Source organism: Gardnerella sp. DNF00753 (assembly GCF_049244275.1).
GTDB classification, from domain to species: domain Bacteria; phylum Actinomycetota; class Actinomycetes; order Actinomycetales; family Bifidobacteriaceae; genus Bifidobacterium; species Bifidobacterium greenwoodii.
This window is the reverse complement of the sequence record NZ_CP058393.1, coordinates 1,238,602-1,262,327: the sequence shown is the minus strand read 5'-3', so window position 1 is coordinate 1,262,327 and position 23,726 is coordinate 1,238,602. Positions and strand designations below refer to the sequence as shown.

The 23,726-nt window shown below is 44.4% G+C and carries 16 protein-coding genes; 15 read left to right on the top strand and 1 reads right to left on the bottom strand.

Annotated elements, in window-relative coordinates; all coding sequences use genetic code 11:
* The first annotated feature begins 24 nt into the window (after window positions 1-24).
* The 7 genes from pepN (at window position 25) to HXT33_RS05130 (ending at window position 10,680) form a co-directional block, all read left to right on the top strand.
* Complete coding sequence (gene pepN, locus HXT33_RS05160; protein ID WP_421786842.1) at window positions 25-2,637, top strand: aminopeptidase N; 2,613 nt, start codon at window positions 25-27, stop codon at window positions 2,635-2,637.
* 110 nt (window positions 2,638-2,747) lie between these two features.
* Complete coding sequence (gene glmM, locus HXT33_RS05155; protein ID WP_004136757.1) at window positions 2,748-4,160, top strand: phosphoglucosamine mutase; 1,413 nt, start codon at window positions 2,748-2,750, stop codon at window positions 4,158-4,160.
* 176 nt (window positions 4,161-4,336) lie between these two features.
* On the top strand, window positions 4,337-4,990 hold the full coding sequence (locus HXT33_RS05150) for a peptide deformylase (RefSeq protein ID WP_004127356.1): 654 nt from the start codon (window positions 4,337-4,339) through the stop codon (window positions 4,988-4,990).
* Between the two features lie 182 nt (window positions 4,991-5,172).
* The gene (locus HXT33_RS05145) at window positions 5,173-7,014 is read left to right on the top strand and encodes a hypothetical protein (protein ID WP_421786840.1); all 1,842 of its coding nucleotides are present in this window, start codon (window positions 5,173-5,175) and stop codon (window positions 7,012-7,014) included.
* A gap of 147 nt (window positions 7,015-7,161) precedes the next feature.
* Complete coding sequence (locus HXT33_RS05140) at window positions 7,162-8,532, top strand: ABC transporter permease (protein WP_004136761.1); 1,371 nt, start codon at window positions 7,162-7,164, stop codon at window positions 8,530-8,532.
* A gap of 81 nt (window positions 8,533-8,613) precedes the next feature.
* Complete coding sequence (locus HXT33_RS05135; protein WP_421786838.1) at window positions 8,614-9,933, top strand: ABC transporter permease; 1,320 nt, start codon at window positions 8,614-8,616, stop codon at window positions 9,931-9,933.
* 105 nt (window positions 9,934-10,038) lie between these two features.
* On the top strand, window positions 10,039-10,680 hold the full coding sequence (locus HXT33_RS05130; protein WP_421786836.1) for an ABC transporter ATP-binding protein: 642 nt from the start codon (window positions 10,039-10,041) through the stop codon (window positions 10,678-10,680).
* 102 nt (window positions 10,681-10,782) lie between these two features.
* Here the strand turns inward: HXT33_RS05130 and glnA are convergent, their stop codons facing one another.
* Entirely contained in the window at window positions 10,783-12,219 is a 1,437-nt protein-coding gene (gene glnA / locus HXT33_RS05125; RefSeq protein ID WP_004127691.1) for a type I glutamate--ammonia ligase, read from the bottom strand.
* Between the two features lie 237 nt (window positions 12,220-12,456).
* Between glnA and HXT33_RS05120 the strand changes: the two genes are divergently transcribed.
* The 8 genes from HXT33_RS05120 to ftsH all read left to right on the top strand — a co-directional run bounded on the left by HXT33_RS05120 (window position 12,457) and on the right by ftsH (window position 23,700).
* Window positions 12,457-14,013: an AI-2E family transporter gene (locus tag HXT33_RS05120; protein ID WP_375169552.1), complete on the top strand. Its 1,557-nt coding sequence runs from the start codon at window positions 12,457-12,459 to the stop codon at window positions 14,011-14,013.
* The gene (locus HXT33_RS05115) at window positions 14,010-15,236 is read left to right on the top strand and encodes a glycosyltransferase family 2 protein (protein WP_116794233.1); all 1,227 of its coding nucleotides are present in this window, start codon (window positions 14,010-14,012) and stop codon (window positions 15,234-15,236) included. The genes HXT33_RS05120 and HXT33_RS05115 overlap by 4 nt, the downstream gene beginning before the upstream one ends.
* Before the next feature lie 163 nt (window positions 15,237-15,399).
* Complete coding sequence (locus tag HXT33_RS05110; RefSeq protein ID WP_119520942.1) at window positions 15,400-16,299, top strand: ABC transporter ATP-binding protein; 900 nt, start codon at window positions 15,400-15,402, stop codon at window positions 16,297-16,299.
* A gap of 20 nt (window positions 16,300-16,319) precedes the next feature.
* Entirely contained in the window at window positions 16,320-17,972 is a 1,653-nt protein-coding gene (locus tag HXT33_RS05105) for a hypothetical protein (RefSeq protein ID WP_004136775.1), read from the top strand.
* Between the two features lie 74 nt (window positions 17,973-18,046).
* Complete coding sequence (locus tag HXT33_RS05100) at window positions 18,047-19,774, top strand: D-alanyl-D-alanine carboxypeptidase/D-alanyl-D-alanine-endopeptidase (RefSeq protein ID WP_421786834.1); 1,728 nt, start codon at window positions 18,047-18,049, stop codon at window positions 19,772-19,774.
* A gap of 55 nt (window positions 19,775-19,829) precedes the next feature.
* Window positions 19,830-20,948: a tRNA lysidine(34) synthetase TilS gene (gene tilS, locus HXT33_RS05095; RefSeq protein ID WP_421786832.1), complete on the top strand. Its 1,119-nt coding sequence runs from the start codon at window positions 19,830-19,832 to the stop codon at window positions 20,946-20,948.
* On the top strand, window positions 20,923-21,477 hold the full coding sequence (gene hpt, locus HXT33_RS05090) for a hypoxanthine phosphoribosyltransferase (protein ID WP_421786830.1): 555 nt from the start codon (window positions 20,923-20,925) through the stop codon (window positions 21,475-21,477). Before tilS ends, hpt begins: the two co-directional genes overlap by 26 nt.
* A gap of 90 nt (window positions 21,478-21,567) precedes the next feature.
* The gene (ftsH, locus tag HXT33_RS05085; protein WP_419388833.1) at window positions 21,568-23,700 is read left to right on the top strand and encodes an ATP-dependent zinc metalloprotease FtsH; all 2,133 of its coding nucleotides are present in this window, start codon (window positions 21,568-21,570) and stop codon (window positions 23,698-23,700) included.
* Window positions 23,701-23,726 lie beyond the last annotated feature (26 nt).

Genomic DNA, 23,726 nt, shown 5'->3' with positions numbered 1-23,726 from the left:
AAGAAAAATATAAGGAAGGTATATATGCCAGGAGCAAATCTGACTCGTGTAGAAGCTAAAGAGCGTTTCGACGCTATCAAAATGCCAATTCATTACGATGTTGCGCTTGATTTAGGAAAGGGCGGCAGCGATTTTACTTCGCGCACGAAGATTGACTTCGACGCTAAAGCTGGTAGCTCAAGCTTCCTTGATTTGATTTCAAACAGCGTAGAATCCGTAGTGTTAAACGGTACTGCTCTTGACGTTTCTAAAGTTTTTGCAGACAGTCGAATTGAGCTTGCAAATTTGCTTGAGCATAATACCGTAGAAGTGGTGGCAAACTGCCAGTATTCCAACACGGGCGAAGGTTTGCACAGAAGCGTGGATCCTTCCGACGGAAACGTTTATTTGTATACTCAGTTCGAAGTGCCAGATGCTCGCCGCGTTTACGCAGTGTTTGACCAGCCAGATTTAAAGGCTGTTTTTGATTTTAGTGTGGACGCTCCAGAGAGCTGGATTGTGACTTCCAACATGCCAGTTAAAAGCGAAACTGCGATTGAAGGACGCGAAACTGAAGCAGGCACTTTGGAAAATGGCGCTGTAGAAGGCATGAAGCGCTGGGTATTTGAGTCAACTCCAAAGATGAGCTCCTACTTAACTGCTATCTGCGCAGGACCTTACGCCGAGTGGCACACGTCTTACAACAACGAGGACGGTCGCGTAGTGCCAATGGCAATGTACTGCCGTCAGGCACTTAAAGACGCTTTTGCAAAAGACGTTGACTACTTGTTCGATATTACGAAGAAAGGCTTTGCTTTCTACGCTAAGACTTGGGGAGTGCCGTATCCGTACGCAAAGTACGATCAGATTTACGTGCCAGAATACAACGCTGGAGCTATGGAAAACATTGGTATGGTTACTATTCGAGACCAGTACGTGTTTGAATCCAAAGTTACGGACGCTTATGCTGAGCGCCGCGTTGTAACCGTTTTGCACGAGCTTGCGCACATGTGGTTTGGCGACTACGTAACTATGAAGTGGTGGAACGATCTTTGGCTTAACGAATCCTTCGCAGAATTCACTTCTACTCTTGCGACTGCTGAAGCAACGGAATGGCATGACGCTTGGAGCACTTTCAATTCCGGCGAAAAAAGCTGGGCGCTTAATCAAGATCAGCTTCCAACAACGCACCCAATCGTGGCTCCAATCAACGATTTGAACGACACTTCCGTCAACTTCGACGGCATCACTTACGCAAAGGGTGCTTCCGTTTTGAAGCAACTTGTGGCGTATGTTGGTCGCGAAAAGTTCTTTGAAGGAATTCACAACTACTTGAGCAAGCACGCTTATAGCAACGCAACTTTGGCTGATTTGTTGCACGAGTTAGAGCTTACAAGCGGACGCGATCTTAAATCTTGGAGTGCTCAGTGGCTTGAAAAGGCTGGAATTAACACGATTTCTACTGAAGTCGAAGAAGCTGACGGCACTATTGCTTCTTTGCGTTTGCGTCAGAGCGCGCCAGCTGAGCATCCTGTTCTTCGCGCGCATCGCTTAGCTGTTGGATTCTACAATGTGGACGAAGTAAGTGGCGAAATTAAGCGCACAAAGCGAATCGAACTTGACGTTGACGGCGAAGTGACGGAAGTTGTTGAGGCTCGCGGCGAAAAAATGCCAGCGCTTATTCTCGTAAACGACGACGATTTAACTTACACGAAGCTACGTTTTGACGCAAAGTCGCTTGAATTTGCTGCCGAAAACTTGTATCGTTTCAAGGATTCTTTGACTCGCTCGCTTATTTGGCTCGCATTGTGGGATATGACTCGAGACGCAGAATTCCCAGCAGAACGCTTTGTGGAATTAAGCCTTAAAGCTTTGGCAACTGAGCGCGAATCAACTACTTTCCGCTATGCTCTTGGCCAAGTAAAAGTAACTGCAAGCCACTACGTAGTTCCAGAGCGTCAAGCAGAAGTCGCAAAGCATGTTGCTCACGAATTGTGGCAGTTGGCTTTAGCGGCTAACGCAGGCTCGGATGAACAGTTCCAGTTGCTCAAGGCTTATCTTGGATACGGCGAAGTTGGAGATGCTGAGTTTGTGCGCGTAGCTAAAGGATTGCTCGACGGTTCCGTGAGTTTGGAGGGCTTGGAAATCGACAACGACTTGCGTTGGAGTATTCTTATTGCGCTCGCAGGCGTAAACGCTTTGGACGAAGCTGGAATTGACGCTGAACTTCAAAAGCGAGACACGACTGAGAATCGTGAGTATGCATATCAGGCTCGTGCAGCTCGCTCAACTGCAGAAGCTAAGGATTGGGCTTTTGAACAGGCTTTGCGCAATCTCGATTTGACTAATATGCAAATGGGCGCTGTGGTTGCTGGATTTGCAAGCACAGCTAAAGGCGATTTGGTTAAGCCTTATGTTGAGCGCTACTTTGCGGAAGTTGAGTGGATTTGGAAGAACCGCACATTCCATATGGCTGAGGCTCTGATTGAGGGCTTGTATCCTGTGTATGCACCGGTTGAGGAACTGGTTGAGCGCGGTGAAAAGTGGCTTGAGGAGCATAAGGATGCGGATCAGGCTTTGCGACGTATGGTGCTCGGTGGTCTCGATTCTTCTCGCCGCACGCTTAAAGTGCAGCGCTACAACGCTTCCTTGCGCTAGCGCGTCATGTAATGCTACGAGTAAGATTGCAAGCAGTGTGTGACGCGCTAGTATGCAATGTTGTTTGCTTGCGCGCAGGATGAAGTGATTTTTGCGAAAGAGGCTTTATTATGCCAAGGATGTTTGGTACGGATGGCGTGCGTGGATTAGCAAATCGCGATTTAACAGCGCAACTTGCGTTAGATTTAGGCGACGCTGCAGTTCGAGTTTTAGGAGATAAGCATGCGCCGGTTTCGTCTAGTGCTACTGAAAGCGATACTTCATCTCACGCTCGTCGCCGCGCTCTTATTGGCAGAGATACGCGCGTTTCCGGAGATTTTCTAGCTTCTGCTCTTGCTGCTGGCATGAGCGCTGGCGGTTTTGATGTTATTGATGCCGGAATTATTCCAACTCCTGGCGTTGCATTCTTAACTTCCGTGCTAAACGTTGAAATGGGTGCGGTTATTTCCGCCTCGCATAATCCGATGCCAGATAACGGCATTAAATTCTTTGCGCGCGGCGGTTTTAAGCTTCCAGATAGCAAGGAAGATGAGATTGAGGCTGTTCTTGGTCAAGATTGGGAGCGTCCAACAGGCGCTGGTGTTGGTCGAGTCAGCCACGATACTACTACCGCAACAAACCTTTATATTGATCACTTGGTTTCTGCTGTTGCGCCTTTAAGTAATGGTTCTACTACGCGTCCAAAGCCTCTTGCAGGTTTGCGTGTTGTGGCAGATTGTGCCAATGGCGCTACTTCCGTTGTGGCTCCTGAAGCTCTTCGCAGAGCAGGCGCGGAAGTAATCGTAATTAACGCTTCTCCTGACGGATACAATATTAACGATCACGCAGGTTCGACTCATCCCGAGCAGTTGCAAGCCATGGTTAAAGCTTCTAAGGCTGATTTAGGTGTTGCGTTTGACGGTGACGCCGACCGTTGCTTAGCTGTTGACGAGAACGGCAATATGGTTAATGGTGATCAGATTATGGGTATTCTTGCGCGCGCAAAGCAGGCTGAAGGTAAGCTGAATCACGATACGCTTGTTGTAACAGTAATGAGCAATCTCGGCTTAAAACTTGCTCTTAAAGATATGGGTATTGCAACCGTTCAAACAAACGTCGGCGATCGCTACGTTTTGGAAGAAATGCTTAAGCACGATTATTCGCTCGGTGGCGAGCAGTCTGGTCACGTTATTAATCGTGAATTTGCAACCACCGGCGATGGCACTCTTACGGCTTTAACTTTGTGCCGTGAAGTTGTGCGTTCGGGCAAGAAACTTTCGCAAATGGCTGCAGACTTCCCGCAGCTTCCGCAAGCTCTTGTAAACGTTCCAAATGTAGACAAAATGGCTTCCAAAACTAACGCTGCTGTTCTTGCAGCGGTGGAGAAAGAGTCGAAACTTCTTGGAGATACAGGTCGCGTTCTTCTTCGTCCTAGTGGCACCGAGCCGCTTGTGCGCGTTATGTGCGAGGCTGCAACTCAGACTCAAGCAGATGAGGTTTGTGCTCGTCTTGCTCAAGTTGTGGTTGATAATCTGAAGTTATAAGTTTGCTTATTTTTGCGCCTGCTATTTGCTCACATTCCACTCGGCTCTAGCAGTGCGCAAATAATTTTGATACACTTATATCTTTAGTGCTGCTTTCAAATTCTGCTCGCGGCATGTAAATTTTGTAGATTTTCGCGTTACTGTGCGCGTTACTTAAAACGGTGAAAAGGAGTCCTATGTTTACGCATCACGCAAGTGTCGATACTAAGCTCAGTCGCGCTGTTGAGCGCTTGCTTGATTCCGCTACAGAAGATGGTATTTTGCCGATTGTGCAAGCTGGTGAGCCGGTTCTTCGTCAGCGTACTGTTGCGTATGACGGCCAGCTTACACGTGCAACTCTTACTAAGCTTATCTCTCTTATGCATAGCACAATGTTGGAAGCTCCGGGCGTTGGTTTGGCTGCTCCGCAGATTGGTTTAGGTCTTGCGATTGCCGTTATTGAAGATCATGTTCGTGACGATGAAGACGATCCTCGAGACATTGCAGAGCTTCCGTTTAGAGCTATTATTAACCCGCATTATGAGCCTATTGGTACTCAAACTCGCAGTTTTTACGAAGGCTGCTTAAGTGTTTCCGGTTATCAGGCTGTTCGTCAGCGTTGGCTTGACGTTCAGGCAACTTGGCAGGATGAGGACGGCAAACAACATTCCGAGCGTTTGCACGGTTGGCCTGCGCGTATTTTCCAGCATGAAACGGATCATCTTCGCGGCGAACTTTATATTGATCGTGCGGAAATGCGTTCGCTTTCTACCGACGAGAACCTTGAAGATTATTGGGCAGATGAAGCAGTTCCAGTAGCTGCCGCTCGTACGCTCGGTTTTGCAATCTGAATATTTTTTATTCTTTTATTCTTTTGTAATAGTCGTAGCTAGAATATCGTTTTTTATATTTTAGAAAATTATTTGCGATATTAAGTTTGTTCATTGCAATAGTGTAATAGAATATTTGTATGCGTTTTTACTTTTTAAGGTATGCGCGCGTGATTGTTACGTTATTAAAGAAGGATTGAAGAGTGAAAGTATGTAATAAATGCGGTACTCAAAATATTGATGCTGCAAAATTCTGCAAAGGATGCGGTAATAAATTAGAGGCATCGCAAGGTGTGCCAGCTCAGCAAGGTGCAGGCATGCAGATGCCACAAGGTGCACAGATGCCTCAAGGTATGCGTCCAACTAATCAGCCAATGCGCGCACCTATGAATATGCCAAATAATATGCCGATGCAAGCTAATATGAATGTGCCAATGCAGGCTCCTAATCAGCATCCTAATCAGGCTCCTAATCAGGCTCCAATGCAGCAGCCAGCTCATGCTCCTATTAACGCTCCTATGCAAGCTCAAGAGCAGTATACTACGCAGTTCCCAGTGCAACGTCCGATGCATGCTCCGACTCAGCCTAATCCAATGAGTGTTGATCAGACTCAGAAGTTTAATCAACCTAATAGTGAGTCTGCTTCTAACTTGCAAAATTTGGTTGCAGAATCTGAAAATAAGCTTAATGAGCCGGTTGAAGAAACTAAGACTTTTGAGGAAGTTAAGCCGGTTGAAGAGGTTAAGCCGGTTGAGGAGGTTAAGCCGGTTGAGGAAGTTAAGCCGGTTGAAGAGGTTAAGCCGGTTGAAGAAGTTAAGCCAGTAGAAACTAAGCCGGTTGAAGATGTAAAACCAGAAGTTTCTGCTAAGCCGGAAGATTCTGCTAAGCCAAATGAGTCTGCTAAGGCGGATGTTAAACCAACGAACGAACAGCAAATTCATCAGCCTATGCCGGGTCAGCCGATGAATGGTAAGCCTGCACCTGAAAATCCTATGCATGGCAATCCTATGCCAGCAAATCCTATGCAGGGCCGACCAGCCCAGATGCCTGGCCAGCCTATGGGAAGACCGGGTCAGCCAATACAAGCTCGTCCAGCAAATCCTATGCAGGGTCGTCCAATGCCTGGCCAACCAATGCCTGGACAGCCAATGCCTGGACAGCCAATGCCTGGACAGCCAATGCCTGGCCAGCCTATGCAAGGCCATCCTATGCCAGCAAATACTATGCCGGGTCGTCCAGGTCAACCTATGCAGGGCCGTCCTGGTCAGCCTATGCAAGGACGCCCAGGTCAAATGCAGGGCCGTCCAGGTCAACCAATGCCGGGTCGCCCAATGCCTGGTCAACCTATGCCACAACCTATGCCAGGGCATCCAATGCCGGGCCAATTTGGTTTCCCTGCAAATCAGCCGCATCAAGGACAAGAAATTAACTTCTTCGTTTGGGTTATGAATGTTTTAAAGAATCCTTCTCGCCAATACAATGTGTCTATAGTATATGCCGGTTGTGTTTTTGCTGTAAGCGCATTGTTATCTGGAATTCAGTCCTATTTAACAGCGCACTATGGTGTGACTGCATTAAGTTCTTTGATTAACTCAGGTGGCAATTTTGGAACTTCGTTTGCGCAGTCAACAAGTTTTGCAAGCGGAATGCCTCCTATTTCCGTCTTCTTTGCGCAGCTTGTGTCCTCAATTCTTTTCACATACATAACTTTCGCTGTGGCGATTATGGGTGCAAAAATGTTTGGAGACGAAATTCCTATTCCTATTTTGCATATGCAGTTTGCACACAAGATGATTCCTATAGTTGCAATTCAGATTTGCGCAGTGCTTCTAAGCGTTGTTACATTAGCAGTTCCTTCTATTTTTGTGCAGAGCTTTGCTTCAATTTTGTTGCTTCTGCTGCCGTTCTCGTTTGTAAGCCATTCGAGATACACGCGCAAGATGGACCGCGGATGGATGTGGATTATCTTCGTATTTACTGTGGTTGTTATTTTCGTTATTTTGTACGTAATGACTGCAGGAATAGTAGGAAGTATGATGTCTTAACGCTTTAGCTTAAGTAAAAAGCCGACCCCACAAAATCGTAGGGCCGGCTTTTTGCATATAGAAGTTATAAGTGTGCATATGTTATACTGGCATACTGTATGTTTTCATACTATATACAATTATTTTTTCAATGAGGAAAGGTAGTCGATGACGTTTATCTCTCGTGCAATACGCTACATTCTGAGGAAACGAATAAAAACATTAATAGTTTTCATTATTCTATTTCTTATTTCAACATTATTATTTGCAATTTCTGCCGTTTCGAGTGCTGCTAATAAAGAGGGGCAAAAAGTTGAAGCTCAAGCGGAATCTAGTTTCGTACTTGCAAATAATCCGCAAGTAAATCCTGGAACTCCTAGAGGAGCTGGAACTGTAAAACCTAAAGATGTGCAAGCAATCGCAAAGTTGCAGGGAGTTTCCTCGTACGTAGTTCGCCAAAATGTAACAGCGGATTTAGTTAATGCTAAAGCTGCAAGAATCCCAGGCGTTCAGGATTATGATCAAAAGCGAGAGCAGCAGTTTGGAAATGCAGTTAACATTGAGGGCACTAATAATTCTAATGCTCTTAATGCGTTTAAAACAAAAGCAATAACTGTGTCTAAAGGTAAGCATTTAATCACTAGTAATATTCATGCATCTCTTATTCATGAAGATCTCGCTAAAGCTAATGGATTGAATGTAGGAGATACTCTTACGCTTCGCGCTAACCCTTACGATGCCGACAATATTAACCAATCGACCGCAACTGTAAAAACTCGTATTGTTGGAATTTATTCTGGAGCTAATAAGCGTCAAGTTGCAACTAGGGCGGAACTTACTGCCAATACTGTATATACAGATTTGCAGACTACGCGCGAATTGTATAAATATAAGCCAGGAAAAGAAATATATCAGGATGCAAGTTTTAAGGTAAAGCGCGGTGAGGATGCAGATAATATTATTGCGCAGGCTGCTAAATTGCCTATTGATTTGCAAAATTATCAGCTAACTCGTGACGATCAGTTCGTTGCTGGCTTATTGAGAGTCGCCAAAGGCGTTCATTTAATGATGACTATTACGACGATTGCTGTAATATCTTTCGCTATTATTGTGCTTGGATTGGTGCTTTTGTTGTGGATGAATGAGCGGCGTCGTGAGATTGGTGTATTTACGGCGATTGGCAAAAGCAAGTTGTCTATAGCTGGTCAGTATGTTACTGAGATTTTGCTTATTGCAATACCTGCGCTAGTTGTTGGATACCTTTTTGCAAAAATCATAGCTCCATGGATGGGTACTGCTGCGCTCGGATCCGTAAAATCTGCAGCTGCTAATGATTTGAGCACTATGGGTCAAGCTGGTGGGAATCTTGAATCAACGTTGGCAACCAGAACTTTGGACAAACTTATTGTGCAAGTAGACTTGCAATGCTTTGTTGGAGTTTCGGCAATAGTATGCGCGGTAGTTGTTGTTTCGGTAGTGCTGTCTTATTTGCCAATGATGTGCAAATCTCCTCGAGAACTGCTTGGATTGCAGAAGTAAAACTATTGCGTATTTCGTAGCAAGTTTTGGCAAGTTTTGGCAAGTTTTAGCAAAGTTTATAAAAGTTTATTTGGAGTGATTATGAGTGTTGATGTAATTTCTCTATGCTCTAGAGCATGGCTTGCAATATCTCGCAAGCCTCGGCGCAACGCAATAATTGTGCTGATTATGACTCTTGTTTTAAGCGCGCTAGTTTCACAAGCTGGTATTAGTGCTTCTGTTGATGATGCCAGAAATCGTCTTCAATCCAGTATTGCTTTAGGCTTTACTGTACGAGCAAAAACTCGAGGTGAAACTCTTCCAGAGAAAAGTAATGCAAATTCTAATTCTGCTGCTACGTCTAATTCTCCAATTCCGCAAGATTTGGGTGCAAATGAAGGAATTGCCTCTAGCCAAATTCGTAAATTTGCTGCGATTCCGGGCGTAAAAACTGTAGTGGAAGAGCGCGATGTTTTAGCTACGCCTGTTGGGAAGCAAATTGTGCTTCCTTTGCAAGGTCCAAGATTAGACGATGATGTTTTGGCTCATGCTGCCGGAATTACTGGTACAACAGATTCTCGATTATCTCAAGGTTTTCAAGAAGGATTGTACCGTTTAGTGAAGGGTGAGCATATTACTAATCGTTCTGCGGGTAGTGCAATAGTGCATCGCGATTTTGCTAAGAAGAATAATCTTAAGATTGGCTCTACTATAACTCTTAAGCAGGGGTTTAATGTAAAAGTTCGTGTTGTTGGCATTTTTGCCGGTAAGTTACAAACTAAGGGAGCTCTTCCTTCGGATACTTCAGAAAATCGCATATTTACTGACTTAAGTTCGGCGTTGTCTTTGGCTGGCTCTGCTAAGCGAAGTGTTTTGCGCTGTGCTGTTGAGCGTTCTGATTCGTTAGCTAGCGCAATACGCGATGCTAAAAGTATTTCTGGCGAGTGGGCGGATGTAGAGCAGAATGCTTCGCAATTATCTGGTGTAATAACTTCAGTTAATTCTGTGCAACAACTTGTGCGAATGATTTTTGTTGCGCTAAGTTTTGTTGGAATTTTAGTACTTGGGCTTGTACTAGTGTTCTGGGTTAGAGCGCGTATGCACGAGATTGGCGTACTTATGTCTATTGGATTGTCGAAAGCAGTAATAGTTAGCCAATTGCTTGTTGAAATAGTGATACTCAATATTGTGTCATTTGTTATTTCTCTGGGATTGGGTGCTGCTTTTTCTGGCGTTATTGGTTCTGCGATTTTGCATAGTGTAAATTCGTCATTTATTGCGGATGGTGTTCCAGTATTGCCATTGACTCAAACATTTACTGCTTTTGTTATTGGTTTGTTTATTTCAATAGTGGCGTTAATTATTTCTGTAATACCTATGTTTATAAAGAAGCCTCGGCAAATACTAAGTGCTATGAGTTAGCAGAAATGTAGTTGCGTATGCGAATTTTCTACTAAAAGCGCAATCGCATAAATGAAACAAATCGTATAAATCATATTTAAATAATGTAAGAATAAGGAGCTTATTATGTCGGATTTATTGCAATTAAAAAATGTGAAGTACACTTACGGACCTGCAAATATTGCTGTATTAAATGACGTTAATGCGGAGTTCGAAACTGGCAAAATGTACAGCATTATGGGAGCTTCTGGAGCTGGAAAGTCTACTATTCTTTCGCTTTTAGCTGGATTAGATACTCCGTATAGTGGAGAAGTGCTTTTTAACGGTGAAAATATTGCAAAGACAGGGTATTGTGAGCATCGCAAAAAGCATATCTCGCTTGTTTTTCAAAATTTTAATCTTATTGATTATTTGACACCATTAGAAAATTTGCGATTAGTAAATTCGCGTGCGGATGCTCAAGTACTAGTAGATCTTGGGTTGACTGAGGAAGAAATAAATCGCAATATTACGCAACTTTCCGGCGGTCAGCAGCAGCGCGTTGCAATTGGGCGAGCTTTGGTATCTTCTGCGCCGGTAATTTTGGCGGATGAGCCTACGGGCAGCCTTGACCCTGCAACAACTAAAGAAGTTATTTCAATATTAAAGAATCTTGCTAGTAAGCATGGCAAATGTGTGATTGTTGTTACGCACGATTCGAAAGTTGCGTCTGAAGCTGATGTGAAATACGTGCTAGAAAATAAGAAGCTGACGCAGCAATCTGCTTGATCGCCAAAGCAGGCGTCGCGCAAAAAAGCCGACCCCGCGAAATCGTAGGGTCGGCTTTTCGTTAGCTTAGATTAACTTAGCTTATCTTAACTTAACTGCAAATCAGATGTGGAAGTAAAGCTCATACTCCAAAGGCGTTGGAGCCAAGCGAGCCATATCCATTTCACCATGCTTCAAATCAAGCCAAGTATCAATCAAATCGCTAGTAAACACATCGCCTTGCATAAGGAAGTCGTGATCTTCTTCCAAAGCCTGCAAAGCTTCACCAAGCGAAGAAGGAACCTGCTTAATTCCGTCGTGCTCTTCTGGAGGAAGCTCGTACAAATCCTTATCAACAGGGGCAGGAGGCTCAATGTGGTTCATAATGCCATCCAAGCCTGCCATCAGCTGAGCGGAGAATGCCAAGAATGGGTTGCAAGAAGGATCCGGAGCACGGAACTCAATTCGCTTAGCAGCAGGAGCATCTCCAGCAAGAGGAATACGAATAGCTGCAGAACGGTTACGAGCAGAGTAAACCAAGTTGACTGGAGCTTCGTAGCCTGGAACAAGACGATGATAAGAGTTAAGCGAAGGATTCGTAAAAGCAAGCACAGAAGAAGCGTGCTTAATCAAGCCGCCAATGTACCAGCGTGCAATATCAGAAAGCTGAGCGTAGCCGGTTTCTGCATAGAACAATGGCTTGCCATCCTTCCAAAGCGACTGATGGCAGTGCATACCAGTGCCGTTATCTCCAGCAATTGGCTTAGGCATAAAGGTTGCAGCCTTACCAGCCAAAGCAGCAGTTTCGTGAACAACGTACTTGTACTTCATCAAATCGTCGCCAGCGTGAACAAGCGTATTGTAACGGTAGTTGATTTCCTGCTGACCTGCACCGCCAACTTCGTGGTGAGAGCGCTCAAGAATCAAACCGACCTTTTGCAAGTTATAAACCATGTCATCGCGCAAATCCTGATTGTGATCTACTGGTGGCACGGGGAAGTAGCCGTGCTTTACGCGATTCTTAAAACCAATGTTGTTGCTGCCATCGTCTTCGGTATCAATTCCCGAATTCCAAGGAGCTTCGTTAGAATCCACCTCGTAGAAGGAACGCTGCATGTCGTTTGCAAAACGAACCTTGTCGAAAATAAAGAACTCTGCTTCCGGTGCAAAGCTTGCGGTATCTGCAATTCCGGTAGCCTTCAAATAAGCTTCAGCTTTAATAGCAACCTGACGAGGATCCCTAGAATAAGGCTCGTCTGTTACAGGATCGACAATCGAAAAAGCAACGTTCAAAGTCTTATGCTTGCGGAATGGATCAATGTAGGCAGTATCAACATCCGGAATAAGCTTCATATCGGATTCGTTAATAGCTTGGAAGCCCTGCATTGAGGAGCCGTCGAAAGCCATTCCGTCAGTAAATGCGCTGTGCAAGAACTCGTCGGCTGGAACTGTAAAATGCTGCTGCACGCCAATCAAATCAGTAAATCGCACAGAAACATACTCGATGCCTTCCTTTTCAATAAGGGCTGCTGCATCTTCTTTCGTTTGCAAAGTGGTCATGGAAACACATTCCTTTCTTAAAACTCATTAACGAGTTTAGAACTTTAGATTTATTTTTGGATTTCAGCGACTCGACTATCTCGTTACGTTTGTGTTACATGCTGTTGTTTTTATGTACGCGCCGTTACATGCCGTAAATACTGTTCATCAGTTCGCACAAGTACAATAGTGCGTATGACGTATCAAGAGCCGCAATCGCAGTCGCAATCGCAGTCGCAGTCGCCGCGTGAGCATGCAATGCATAATCCAAGTGAGCATGGCGGGAATAAGTTAGATTTAGCTTCGCTTTTCCCTGCAAAAGGTGACGATAGGCGTCCGCCGGACTGGCTTGGCCGCGCGCTTATTTACGTTGCAATTGTTGCTTTTGTGTCTATTTTCTTATGGTTTGCATGGGGAAGCATTTCCTTCATTGTTTTCGACGTTATTATTTCGATTTTTATAGCGCTCGCAATGGAGCCTCTTGTAATCAAATTAGTTAGGCATGGTTGGCGTCGTGGTGTTGCTTCCGGTTTTACGCTAACAGGTCTTCTTGCTATTATTGGCTTACTTTTGGGCTTGTTTGGTAATTTGTTTGCTCAGCAGGCTGTTTCTATGGCTTTGGGTTTGCCAGATTTATACAATCAGTTTGCTGGATTTGTGCTTCATTCCACTGGTTTTAGAATGCCGAATATTGAGCAGCTTGGTATGGAAATTTTGAAGCATGTGCAGACTTCTTGGGTTGTTGATTTTGCTGGTCAAGCTTTGAATACCACTTGGGGTGTGCTTACCTTCTTGCTTGATTTGCTCACAATTCTTATGGTGACTTATTACATTTCTGCAGCCGGCCCTAAAATGCGCAGAAGCATGTGCCGCTGGATGAATCCTCAGTCTCAGCGCAGATTCCTATTTATTTGGTCGGTTGTGCAGGAGCAGATTTCCAGCTTCCTGTTTTCGCGAATTATTTTAGCCGCAATCAACGCAGCTGGAACCGCAATTTTCCTCGTAATAATGGGCGTTCCTTACTGGCTGCCTTTGTCTTTGTTCTGCGGAATTGTTTCGCAATTTGTACCAACTGTTGGTACTTATCTTGGTGGTGCTTTGCCGATTCTTTTTGCTTGGGGTTCTAAAGGTTTTGGTGCAGCTCTTGCAACGTTAATTTTTATTACGATTTATCAGCAGATTGAAAATATGGTGATTTCTCCTAAGATTTCCGAAAAGACTATGGATTTGAATCCTGCTGTTGCGTTTCTTTCTGTTCTTATATTGGGCGCTGTTTTTGGTGCTCTTGGAGCGTTCTTGGCTTTGCCGGTTACTGCAAGTTTGCAGGCGATTTTTAAGGTTTGCACGAAGCAGTATCATTTGGTTTCTTCGCCTCTTATGGACGATCCAAAGCCTGAGCATAAGTCGATTATGGTAAAGTGCTTTGAATCTATTAGACGCAACTTCATGAAGCCTGTAAGCGATAGTGTTCAGCGTGTTATGAAGGGCACAAGTTCGCGCGTTTCTATGAATGAAGATATTTTGTACTGGTACAAGCAAGCGTATGTTGCTGATTCGGAAGATGCGAATGACGATAACGCAACTTCTTCTGATTCGGATCAGCTTGATGCGTTAGAAACGATGCCGATTTCGCGCGAAATATTAGATCAAGTAAATAAAGATGTTGCTTTGAATAGTAGGAAGCGCGTGAATCACAAGAAACGAGCTGGTAGCCAGCAGCGAGCTAGTGGTCAGCAGCGTGCTAGTAGCGAAAAAAATACTAAAAACGTAAAAAATAACGTAAAAAATAATCCACGGAGCGGTTGGAAGCAATGATTTTTCTATCAATATTTGACGTATTAGTAATAATTATCGGCATAAGCAGCGTTGTTTACCAGGGTGTGTGCGCTGTGGCGTCGCTATTTGCTAAGCCTATTGTTTTTCCAGACGCTCCAATGGATAAGCATTACGCAGTTCTTATTTCTGCCCGAAATGAGGAAGCTGTAATAGGAAATCTTATTCACTGTATTCAAACGCAAACCTACCCGCATAATCTAATTGATATTTGGCTTGTGGCCGACAATTGCACAGACGAAACCGCTAAAGTTGGGCGAGATGCCGGCTGCAATGTAATCGAGCGCTTCGATAAAGAGCATATTGGCAAGGGTTTTGCGCTCAGCTATTTGCTTGACCACATTATGAAAATTGGTGCGGATAAGGTTTATGACGCGTATTTTGTTTTTGACGCGGACAATAAGCTAGATCCTCACTATTTTGAGGAGATGAATAAGGGATTCCACGCTGGCTACCAGATTTTAACCAGCTACCGAAATTCCGTAAATCTTTCCGACAATTGGGTTTCTTCCGGATCTGCGCTTTGGTTTATTCGAGAGTCGCGCTTTACTAACAATTCGCGCATGCTTTTTGGGTCAAGCTGTCACGCAGGTGGCACAGGCTTCATGTTCTCGCGTGAAATTATGCACAGAAATCGCGGATGGAAATTCCATCTTCTTACCGAAGATCTTGAGTTTACAATGGATTCAATTCTTCACGGAGACAAGGTTGGCTACTGCGGTTCTGCTGTGCTTTACGACGAGCAGCCAGTGTCGTTTAGGCAAAGTTGGAGACAGCGCCTTCGCTGGAGTAAAGGCTTTTTGCAAGTCTTCCGCTACTATGGAGCAGCTCTTATTCGCCACGGTATTCGTGAGCGTGATTTTTCGTCCGTGGACTTTACTCTTATGCTTTGCCCGTTTATGGTGTTGGCGATTGTGCGATTAATTTTGGGATTCGTGTTCGCCGCATTCGGATTCGTAACGTGGACGAGTCAAATAGAGTCTTCGTTAAACCTCATAACCACTACTGTTACAAGCGTTTTTGGAATGATGGTGTTCGTGTCGCTCACGATTTTAGTTGAGCACGATAAGCTTGGGGCCACGAATAAGGAGCTATTTGCGTACGCTCTTAGCTTCCCGATTTTTATGCTTTCGTACGTGCCTATTGCGTTCCAAGCTATTTTCTCCAAGAGTGAGTGGAAGCCGATTCAGCACACCGGTCACTGAGCGAAAGAATCAAATTCTCTAGTGTGGCGCGAGTTTCTTGCTTGCTGTGGCGCGATTGCGCAAAAATTGCGAGTGTGAGATAATAGAAGTCCTGGTGTAAACGTGCGATTGCGCAATTAATGTGGCGCAATGCGTGCGTTTATCTGTATCTTGCGAGGTTTCTATGGTAGATTCTGTTCCTTATGCAAATCCTGCTGGCAGTGCTTCAGAAAGTGCTTCTGCTGGTAGCATTCCAGTTTTTGGCGCAAACACTTACGCCGCTGACAGCGAAGAAGTTCAAGCAGTTTCTATTCGCGGATTTGTTAAGACTTTTGGCAAAAAAGTTGCTGTAGATAATCTTTCGTTGAGCATTCCAGCAGGATCCTTCTACGGATTAGTAGGCCCTAATGGTGCTGGCAAAACCACTACGATTAAAATGCTTACAGGCTTGCTTATGCCAGATGCTGGCTCGGCTTCGATTTTTGGCAACGATGTTTGGAGTGATGTAAATAGCGCTAAGCGCGCAATCGGTTTAATGCCTCAAGCAGACGAGATTTTTAAGACGATTACCGGCCTTCAGCTTTTAACTTACGCTGGCATGCTTCGCGATATGAGTCGCGCAGAATCCGTAAAGCGTGCAAACGACTTGCTTTCTGCTTTCGACTTAACAGAAGCTGCAAACACTATGGTTTCTGACTATTCAACTGGTATGACTAAGAAGATTTGCCTTGCAACAGCTATGATTCATAGCCCTCGTGTGCTTGTGCTCGATGAGCCTTTTGAGGCAGTGGATCCTGTTTCTAGCGCGAATTTGAAGGATATTCTCGCCGAATATGTTTCTACTGGCGGAACGGTGATTATTTCTTCGCACGTTATGGAATTGGTTGAAAAAATGTGCTCGCACGTGGCGATTATTAACGAAGGTCATGTTGCAGCTGCTGGAACTCTTGAAGAGGTGGCTCAAGGCAAGAATCTTGAAGATCGCTTTATGGAGCTTGTTGGCGGACGTCACGCTGCTGCGCGCATTGACTGGCTTAACGGCGGCAATAGCGCAACACCAATCGCAAGTAATTACAACGCGTGAGCGAAAGGCGGTAAGTAATCATGTCTATGATTTTTACAATGGTTCGCCTTCGCTGGGCGCTTACTTTTTCTGTTATGCGAAAGTCGATTTGGCAAAAAATCGGCTTTGGTATAGCAATTGTTTTTGGACTTGCGCTTATATGCGCTCTTGGCTTTGCAGGCTGGGAAGCAGGAAAGTATCTTGATCCAGGCATGCTTCCAGATACTAAAAATTGGCAGGAATTCCAAGCTCTTCCAATAATGGTTGCGTCTATTGTGTCAATTTTTACGCTTTTTATAAACCTGTTTATGTTTGGAAGTGACACAACACTAAAGTCGCGTAGTTTTGCGCTTTACGGTATTCCTTACGTAAAGCAGCAAGCAGGTATGCTTCTTGGCTCTCTTTTTGGAGCGCTTTCTATAAGCAGCACAATCGCGCTTGTTTTGTGGTCTTTAGCGTACAGAAGCTTTGGAATTGTGCCAGTTTTAGTAAGCGTAATCGCGGCTCCGCTTTACGTTGCAACAATCGTGTCTTTAAGCAAAATGCTTATTGAACTTTTAGACACTATTTTAATAAACAAGCATTCAAGAAACATTTTTTACTTTGCTATTTTTATAGCGTACATGATTTTTGTTGCATCAATGAACGGGCATGGTAGTTCACAAAATAAAATTTTGATCAGCTCAAGTTTGTGCTCTGTATCTGCTTTTACGCCATTAAGTGCAGCTATGGCTTTGCCGCTCGATGCTATTAATGGAAATTGGCTTGCCCTTGCTACTCGCTTCCTTATTTGCGTTGTAACCATTGCTGTTTGCTTTGCAATCTCTGTATTTTGTGCAAAATTAGAGCCGAAGTTGCTTCGTGGTGAGCAAAAAACAGTTGTTAAAACTAAGGGAATTGGCTTATTTGCAGCAGTTCCAGATAACACAGTCGGTGCGATTATTGCGCGAATTATTAGCGTTATGAGAAGAGATATGCGCCAGCTATTTTTGCTTCTTATGCCTCTTTTTATGCTGGTAATTCCAACTGCGAGTGTTGCTGGTGGCATAGGCTTTGAGAGTTTGGCAGATGGTTTAGGCGTATCTGGCTGGCTTACGTATGCTGCTTTGATGATTGGCATGGTTGTTGGAAACAATATTGCTTACGACGGCACAGCTTTTACTATGCACGCTATTATTGGCGTAAAAGGCGTGCACGATCGATTAGCGCATACAATAGTTTGGTCCGTGATTTGCGTTGTGTATTTTGCTCTTCTTGGATTAGGATTTTACGTTTTCCTTTTCCTTGTAGCAAATATTCAACAAAGTGTAAATGCGGTTATCTTCCAGACTCTTTCGCCAATCGGAGTAGCTTTTGCTTCCATAGGTATTGGCTCAGTTTCTTCGTGCATTGCAATGTACCCTGTAGCGTCAATCGAAAAGCCATTTTCTAGGCCGCAAGGTTCTGCAGGCGCTAGATCCGTTGCTCCAATAGGTTTTACGCTTCTTGCTGCAGTATGCATGATTCCTTCGGTTGCGGCTGCGATTGCGTTTATGATTCTTGCGCCGCAACTGCTGTGGATTGCAAGCATTTTGTTTGTAGTAAACGGCTTGGTTGTTCTAGTTGTTGGCGTGATTCTTGGTGGCAAAGTAATGGATAAGCGCATAATTCGCATTGTAGAAAACTTGCGCAGATTCGCTTCGATTACTGCGTAATTTACGCACGCTTTGTTGCAAGCGCAATGTATAGTTAAGCGCGGTATTTGCAATCGATTTAAAGGTGTGCTCGCATGGAAAGTAGTAAAGGCTCAAACGATGCCTTAAATACTCTTAATGCGAGTGCACCAAAATCGAGCGATTCTTTAGAACAAATCGATTCTAAAAAACCAAGCAAATATGCTGCTATGGTTTTAAGAAGCCAGTATCCATCTCGTTGGCGTTTTCTTATTGCAAGTTTGTCTGCAATACTTAGCCTTGTGATTATGGTTACTTATGTTTCGCTTGACGTATGCGATATTTTGCCAGGTCCGTTAACTTTGCGCTTGCAACACAAATCAACTGTTGTGTCTTCTCCGCGCGCTTTGCTTAGTGTTCCTTCTTTAGCAAAAGGTGCAACTTACGGAAAGCCTATTAATCGCGAGCAATCTCAGAAGCTTATTGACGCTTTAATTGCTGATCCTTCAATAAGTGATAATACTTCTGTAGTAATCATGGATGCTAATGGAAGCGTGATTGCTTCTCACGAAGCGAATACTCCTCGAGAACCTGCGTCAACTCTTAAAACCCTAACTGCAGCCGTTGCTTCAAGAACTTTGGATATGGGTTCAACTCTTGATACTCAAGTATTTTTGCTGCCTAAATCAGTTAAAGATTCTGAGCAATCTTCCGGCTCAAAGTCAGTCTCAAAGTCAGGCTCAAACTTACGTAAAATTGTGCTTCGCGGCAATGGTGATATGCTTCTTGGGGTTGGTGAAAACGACTGGTCTCATGTAAACGGTAGGGCTGGTTTAACAACTTTAGCTAAAAGAACTGCAGCCGCCTTAAAGCTCGATAATATTCACGAAGTTTCCCTTTCGCTTGATGATTCGCTTTTTGGTGCGAAGCGCGCTCCTGCTCTCGTTTACGAAACGGATACTGAGCGCCGTTTTTATGCCGAAACTTCGTCTATGGCTATTGACGATGCGCGTCAGCGCGATCTTCAAATTCTTGGTATTGATGCCGATGCAATAACAGATTTTCCGCTTTCGGATCCTCATCCTGCTTTAAGCGTAGGCCAAGTTTTTACAAGGTTGCTTATTAAGCAAGGAATTGAAGTACGAAATTATTCCGATAAAACAGATAAAAAAGCGGAAAATTCTACTGAAAACTCCTTGGATAGTAGCAAAAATTCCGAAGATGAAAATAAGTCGGAAGATTCTCAAAATCCTGAAATTGAAGTAAGTGAAACACGCCCGCTAATATCCGAAAATTCGCGTCTTCTTGCGCAAGTTTCTTCAGCGCCTCTTAATGAAGTTATGTCTTATATGCTTCGGCTTTCAGATAACACGTTGGCGGAAGAATTTGGCCGTTTAACTGCTATTGCGGCTCATAAAAGCAATTCTCCGAAAGGTGCGGTTCAAGCGGTAGAAGAAGGCTTGCGTAAGCTTAAAATCAGCACGCGCGGATTGAATATGTCTGATTGTTCGGGATTATCTCCAAAATCTCATGTTCTTGTTACAACTTTGGCAAAAGTTCAGGTGCTAAATATTAATGCAGATTCTGGGGGAGCTGCTTCTTCTGAAGGATTGTCCTTGCCGGGCTTAGTTGGCACTTCTCGAAAGCGTTTGGCGGATGAGTCCGCTGCAGGACTTTTGCGCGTAAAAACCGGTTCCTTAAGCGAAGTAAGTTCCATGTCTGGAAACGTATCTCGAAAAAGCGGTGGCGTTTTAACTTTCGCTGTTGTTGCAAATCAACCCTACGATTTTTGGGGAGCTTTTGTTGCGATTAACAAGTTCATGGCTCAGCTTCCAAACCTCTAATATTTAATATTTTGCTTGGTTATTTTCTGCTACTAATCGCGCTACACTAGACGATATGGTTTACTCGTCTTGTATGCGCGCAGGAATCGGCGCAATAAATCGTTGCTTCGACAAGCTTTCGCTTCAAAGCCAAGATTCGTGTTTTAATGAGCACGGCACGCATGAGACTGCACTCGATGCTCCTTTAGTTCTTGTCGCTTGCTCCGGAGGCAGAGATTCGCTTGCTCTTACAGCGCTTAGTTCTATTGTTTGCGCGTCTCGAGGGCTTCGTTGTGGCGTAGTAATTGTTGACCACCATATTCAGCCTAATTCAACACAAGTTGCCGGCGAAGCTGCTAAACGCTGTATTCAGGCTGGAATAAACGAAAAATACGTTTTTATTAAGTCTGTTCAAGTAAAAGATTCTGGCGAAGGTGAAGAATCTGCAGCAAGGTTTGCTCGCTACGAAGCTATTATTGAAGTCGCAAAAATTCAGAAAGCTGCCGTAGTTCTACTAGCTCACACTGCTAACGATCAAGCAGAAACAGTGCTTATTGGATTAAAAGATTCTGCAGGATTAGAAGCAGTCGCTGGTATGAAAGCTGTAACTTTGCGCCAAAACGTGCGTTTTGCGCGTCCGCTTATTGAGCTTACTCGCAATCAAACTACTGGAATTTGCGAAGATTTGGGAATTTCTTGGTGGGATGATCCTACTAATGGAGACACGTCTGCACAAAATCTTGAACTTTGCGAAAATTACCCTTTGCGCTCTAGGATTAGACACACTCTTATGCCTTATATTTCTCGCTTTTTACAAGCAGATATGGTGACTATACTTTCCCGAGGCGCTGATTTTGCTCAAGATGATCTTGACTACATAAATTCTAAAGTCGACGAAGCTTATGAAACTATTTTGCAAGCTAACGAAAAATCTCAAGAAATAGTTTTGGACGCAAAAAAATTAGCACAATATCATCCTTCAATTCGCCGTCGTGTTATAGCAAGAGCTTTAACAGCGCTTTTACTGCGTTTTTCTTCAAGTCACATAAAAGCAATCGACGAACTTAGTGTAAATTGGCACGGACAAAAGCCTATTTCGTTACCGAATCATTATGAAGCGTTGCGGCACGCTCGTAATATCGTCATTCGTTTATGCCAAGATAGTGAACATGCAAGTTGCAGATATACGAGATGACATTGACTATGAATTAATCAGCCACGAAGACCTTATGAAGCGTATTCGTGAGGTTGCAAAGCAAGTGAGCGAAGATTACAAAAATCGTAATATTTTGCTCGTAGCAGTGCTTAAAGGCGCTGTTAATACGCTTGCTGTTTTTTCTCAAGAGCTGAGCGTTAATGCGCCAATGGACTTTATGAGTTTGTTAAGCTACGGCAGTGGTACTCAAACTAGCGGGCAGATTAAGGTTCGTGAAGATTTAAGTACGGATGTTCGCGGCAAAGATATTCTTATTGTTGAAGATATTGTTGATTCCGGTCGAACTCTTGATTGGTTGGTAAACGAGTTGAAGGGTCGCGGAGCTAACAGCGTTAAAGTTTTTGCGCTGCTAAGCAAACCAGCTCGCCGCGAAGTTGACGTTAAAATCGACTACACGGGATTTGAAATTCCGGATGCTTTCGTCGTCGGCTTTGGCATGGACTATGACGAACGTTACCGCAATCTCAATAGTATTGCAGTATTAAAGCCATCTGTTTATGGCAATTAAGCTTTGTGTATAGAGCTTACTTTATTCTTTATTCAAAATTCTTACCTGAATTTTTATAGAAATTAGGGAGTTTGAAAGGAGCCTTATTACATGGGCGCTTCTCCTATGACACCGCAAGGCCCAATGGGTGGTCCTGGGCGCGGAAATAACGGAAATAATCCGTTCTTAACCCCGCTAAATCCTAGGAATTCTCGAAATAACGGCCAGCGTAACAACAATAAAGGCAATAATGACGGCAATGACGGCAACAATAAGTCTCGTCGCCCAATCTGGCAGTCTCCATGGACGTGGATTGTTCTGCTAGTACTTCTTGCTGTAGTCGGCTTCCAAATGTTTGCAAAAACAGGTTCGCAAACTATTGATACCCAAGACGGTATTGAATTATTGCGCTCGCATAAAGCAAACTATGCCGAAATTATTGATAACAAGCAGCTTGTGAAGCTTACTCTCGACAAAAAGTTTAGTAAGTATAATAAGCGAGATAAGCAGAAGCATGATTACGGCAAGGATGTGCAATTCTACTACACTATTGCTCAAGGTAAGTCGATTATTCAGGAAGTTGAAAAAGCTAAGCCGTCTAATGGTTGGACTGCAAACTTGCAATCTTCCGGAATTTTCTCCTATCTTGTAACTTCGCTTGTGCCTATTCTTTTCTTCCTTGGCATGATTTGGTTCATGTTTAGTCGCATTGGTGGCGCCGGCGGCGGAATGCTTGGAATGGGCGGCGGTCGCGGTCGCGGAAAGCTTGTTGAAGGTCAAACTCCTAAGACTAAGTTTGCAGATGTTGCTGGCGAGCAGGCTGCTGTTGAAGAGGTTGAGGAGATTAAGGACTTCTTAAAGGATCCTTCGCGCTACAAGGCTTTGGGTGCGCGTATTCCTCGAGGCGTTCTTCTTTACGGCCCTCCAGGAACTGGTAAAACATTGCTTGCGCGCGCTATTGCAGGCGAAGCTGGAGTGCCGTTCTACGCAATGGCAGGTTCTGACTTCGTGGAAATGTTCGTAGGCTTGGGTGCGTCTCGTGTTCGTGAACTTTTTGACGAAGCTAAGAAGAACGCTCCTGCAATCATCTTTATTGATGAGATTGATGCTGTTGGTCGTCGTCGCGGAAGCGGCATGACTGGCGGCCACGATGAGCGTGAGCAGACACTTAATCAGCTGCTTGTGGAAATGGATGGCTTCGACAACGACACTAATTTGATTATTATTGCCGCAACTAACCGTCCGGATGTGCTCGATTCTGCACTTCTTCGCCCTGGCCGCTTTGACCGTCAGGTTGCTGTTGAAGCTCCTGATTTGGAAGGCCGCGAAGCAATTTTGAAGGTTCACGCAAAGGGTAAGCCTTTCGTTCCAGACGTTGATCTTCATATGGTTGCTGTGCGCACTCCTGGTTTTACAGGTGCAGATTTGGCTAACGTTCTTAACGAAGCTGCTTTGCTTTGTGCTCGCTCTGGCGCGCAATACATTGATAATCGCGCTATTGATGAGGCAATTGATCGCGTTCAGGCTGGCCCTCGCAGGAAGTCTAAGGGCATGGCTTTGGACGAGTTGCGTAATACCGCTTACCACGAGGGTGGTCACGCTTTGGTTGCTGCGGCTTTGCATAATACGGATCCTGTTACAAAGGTGACTATTTTGCCACGAGGCCACGCACTTGGCTACACGGCTGTTATGCCAACTACGGATCGTTATTCCCAGTCGCGAAACGAGCTTCTTGATCAAATGGCTTACGCTATGGGCGGTCGTACGGCTGAGGAAGTTGTGTTCCACGATCCAACAACCGGAGCTTCTAACGATATTGAAAAAGCTACGGCTATTGCTCGCAAGATGGTTGTGGAGTTTGGTTTCTCTGCAAAGCTTGGAGCAGTTAAGTGGATGGACGCGGACGATGACGCTTCCGGATCTCTTGACTCTTTGCAGCCACGCAAGTTCTCGAACCGCACGGCTGAAGTTATTGATGAGGAAGTTCATAAGCTTATTGAAACTGCTCATACTGAAGCGTGGGAGATTATTAACAATAATCGCGACGTTTTAGACGAGCTGGTTCGTCAGCTTCTTGAAAAAGAAACGCTTAACGAGAAGGAGCTTAAGGAAATCTTTAGTAAGATTCGCAAGGCTCCGGAGCGTACTCTTTGGCTTTCTAACGACCAGCGTCCGGATTCAGATATTCCGCCTGTGGAAATTCCGGAAAGTTTAAGACGAAATGTAGAAGGAAAATCTGAGTAAAATTAGGTATTTTCTTTTTGCATCTA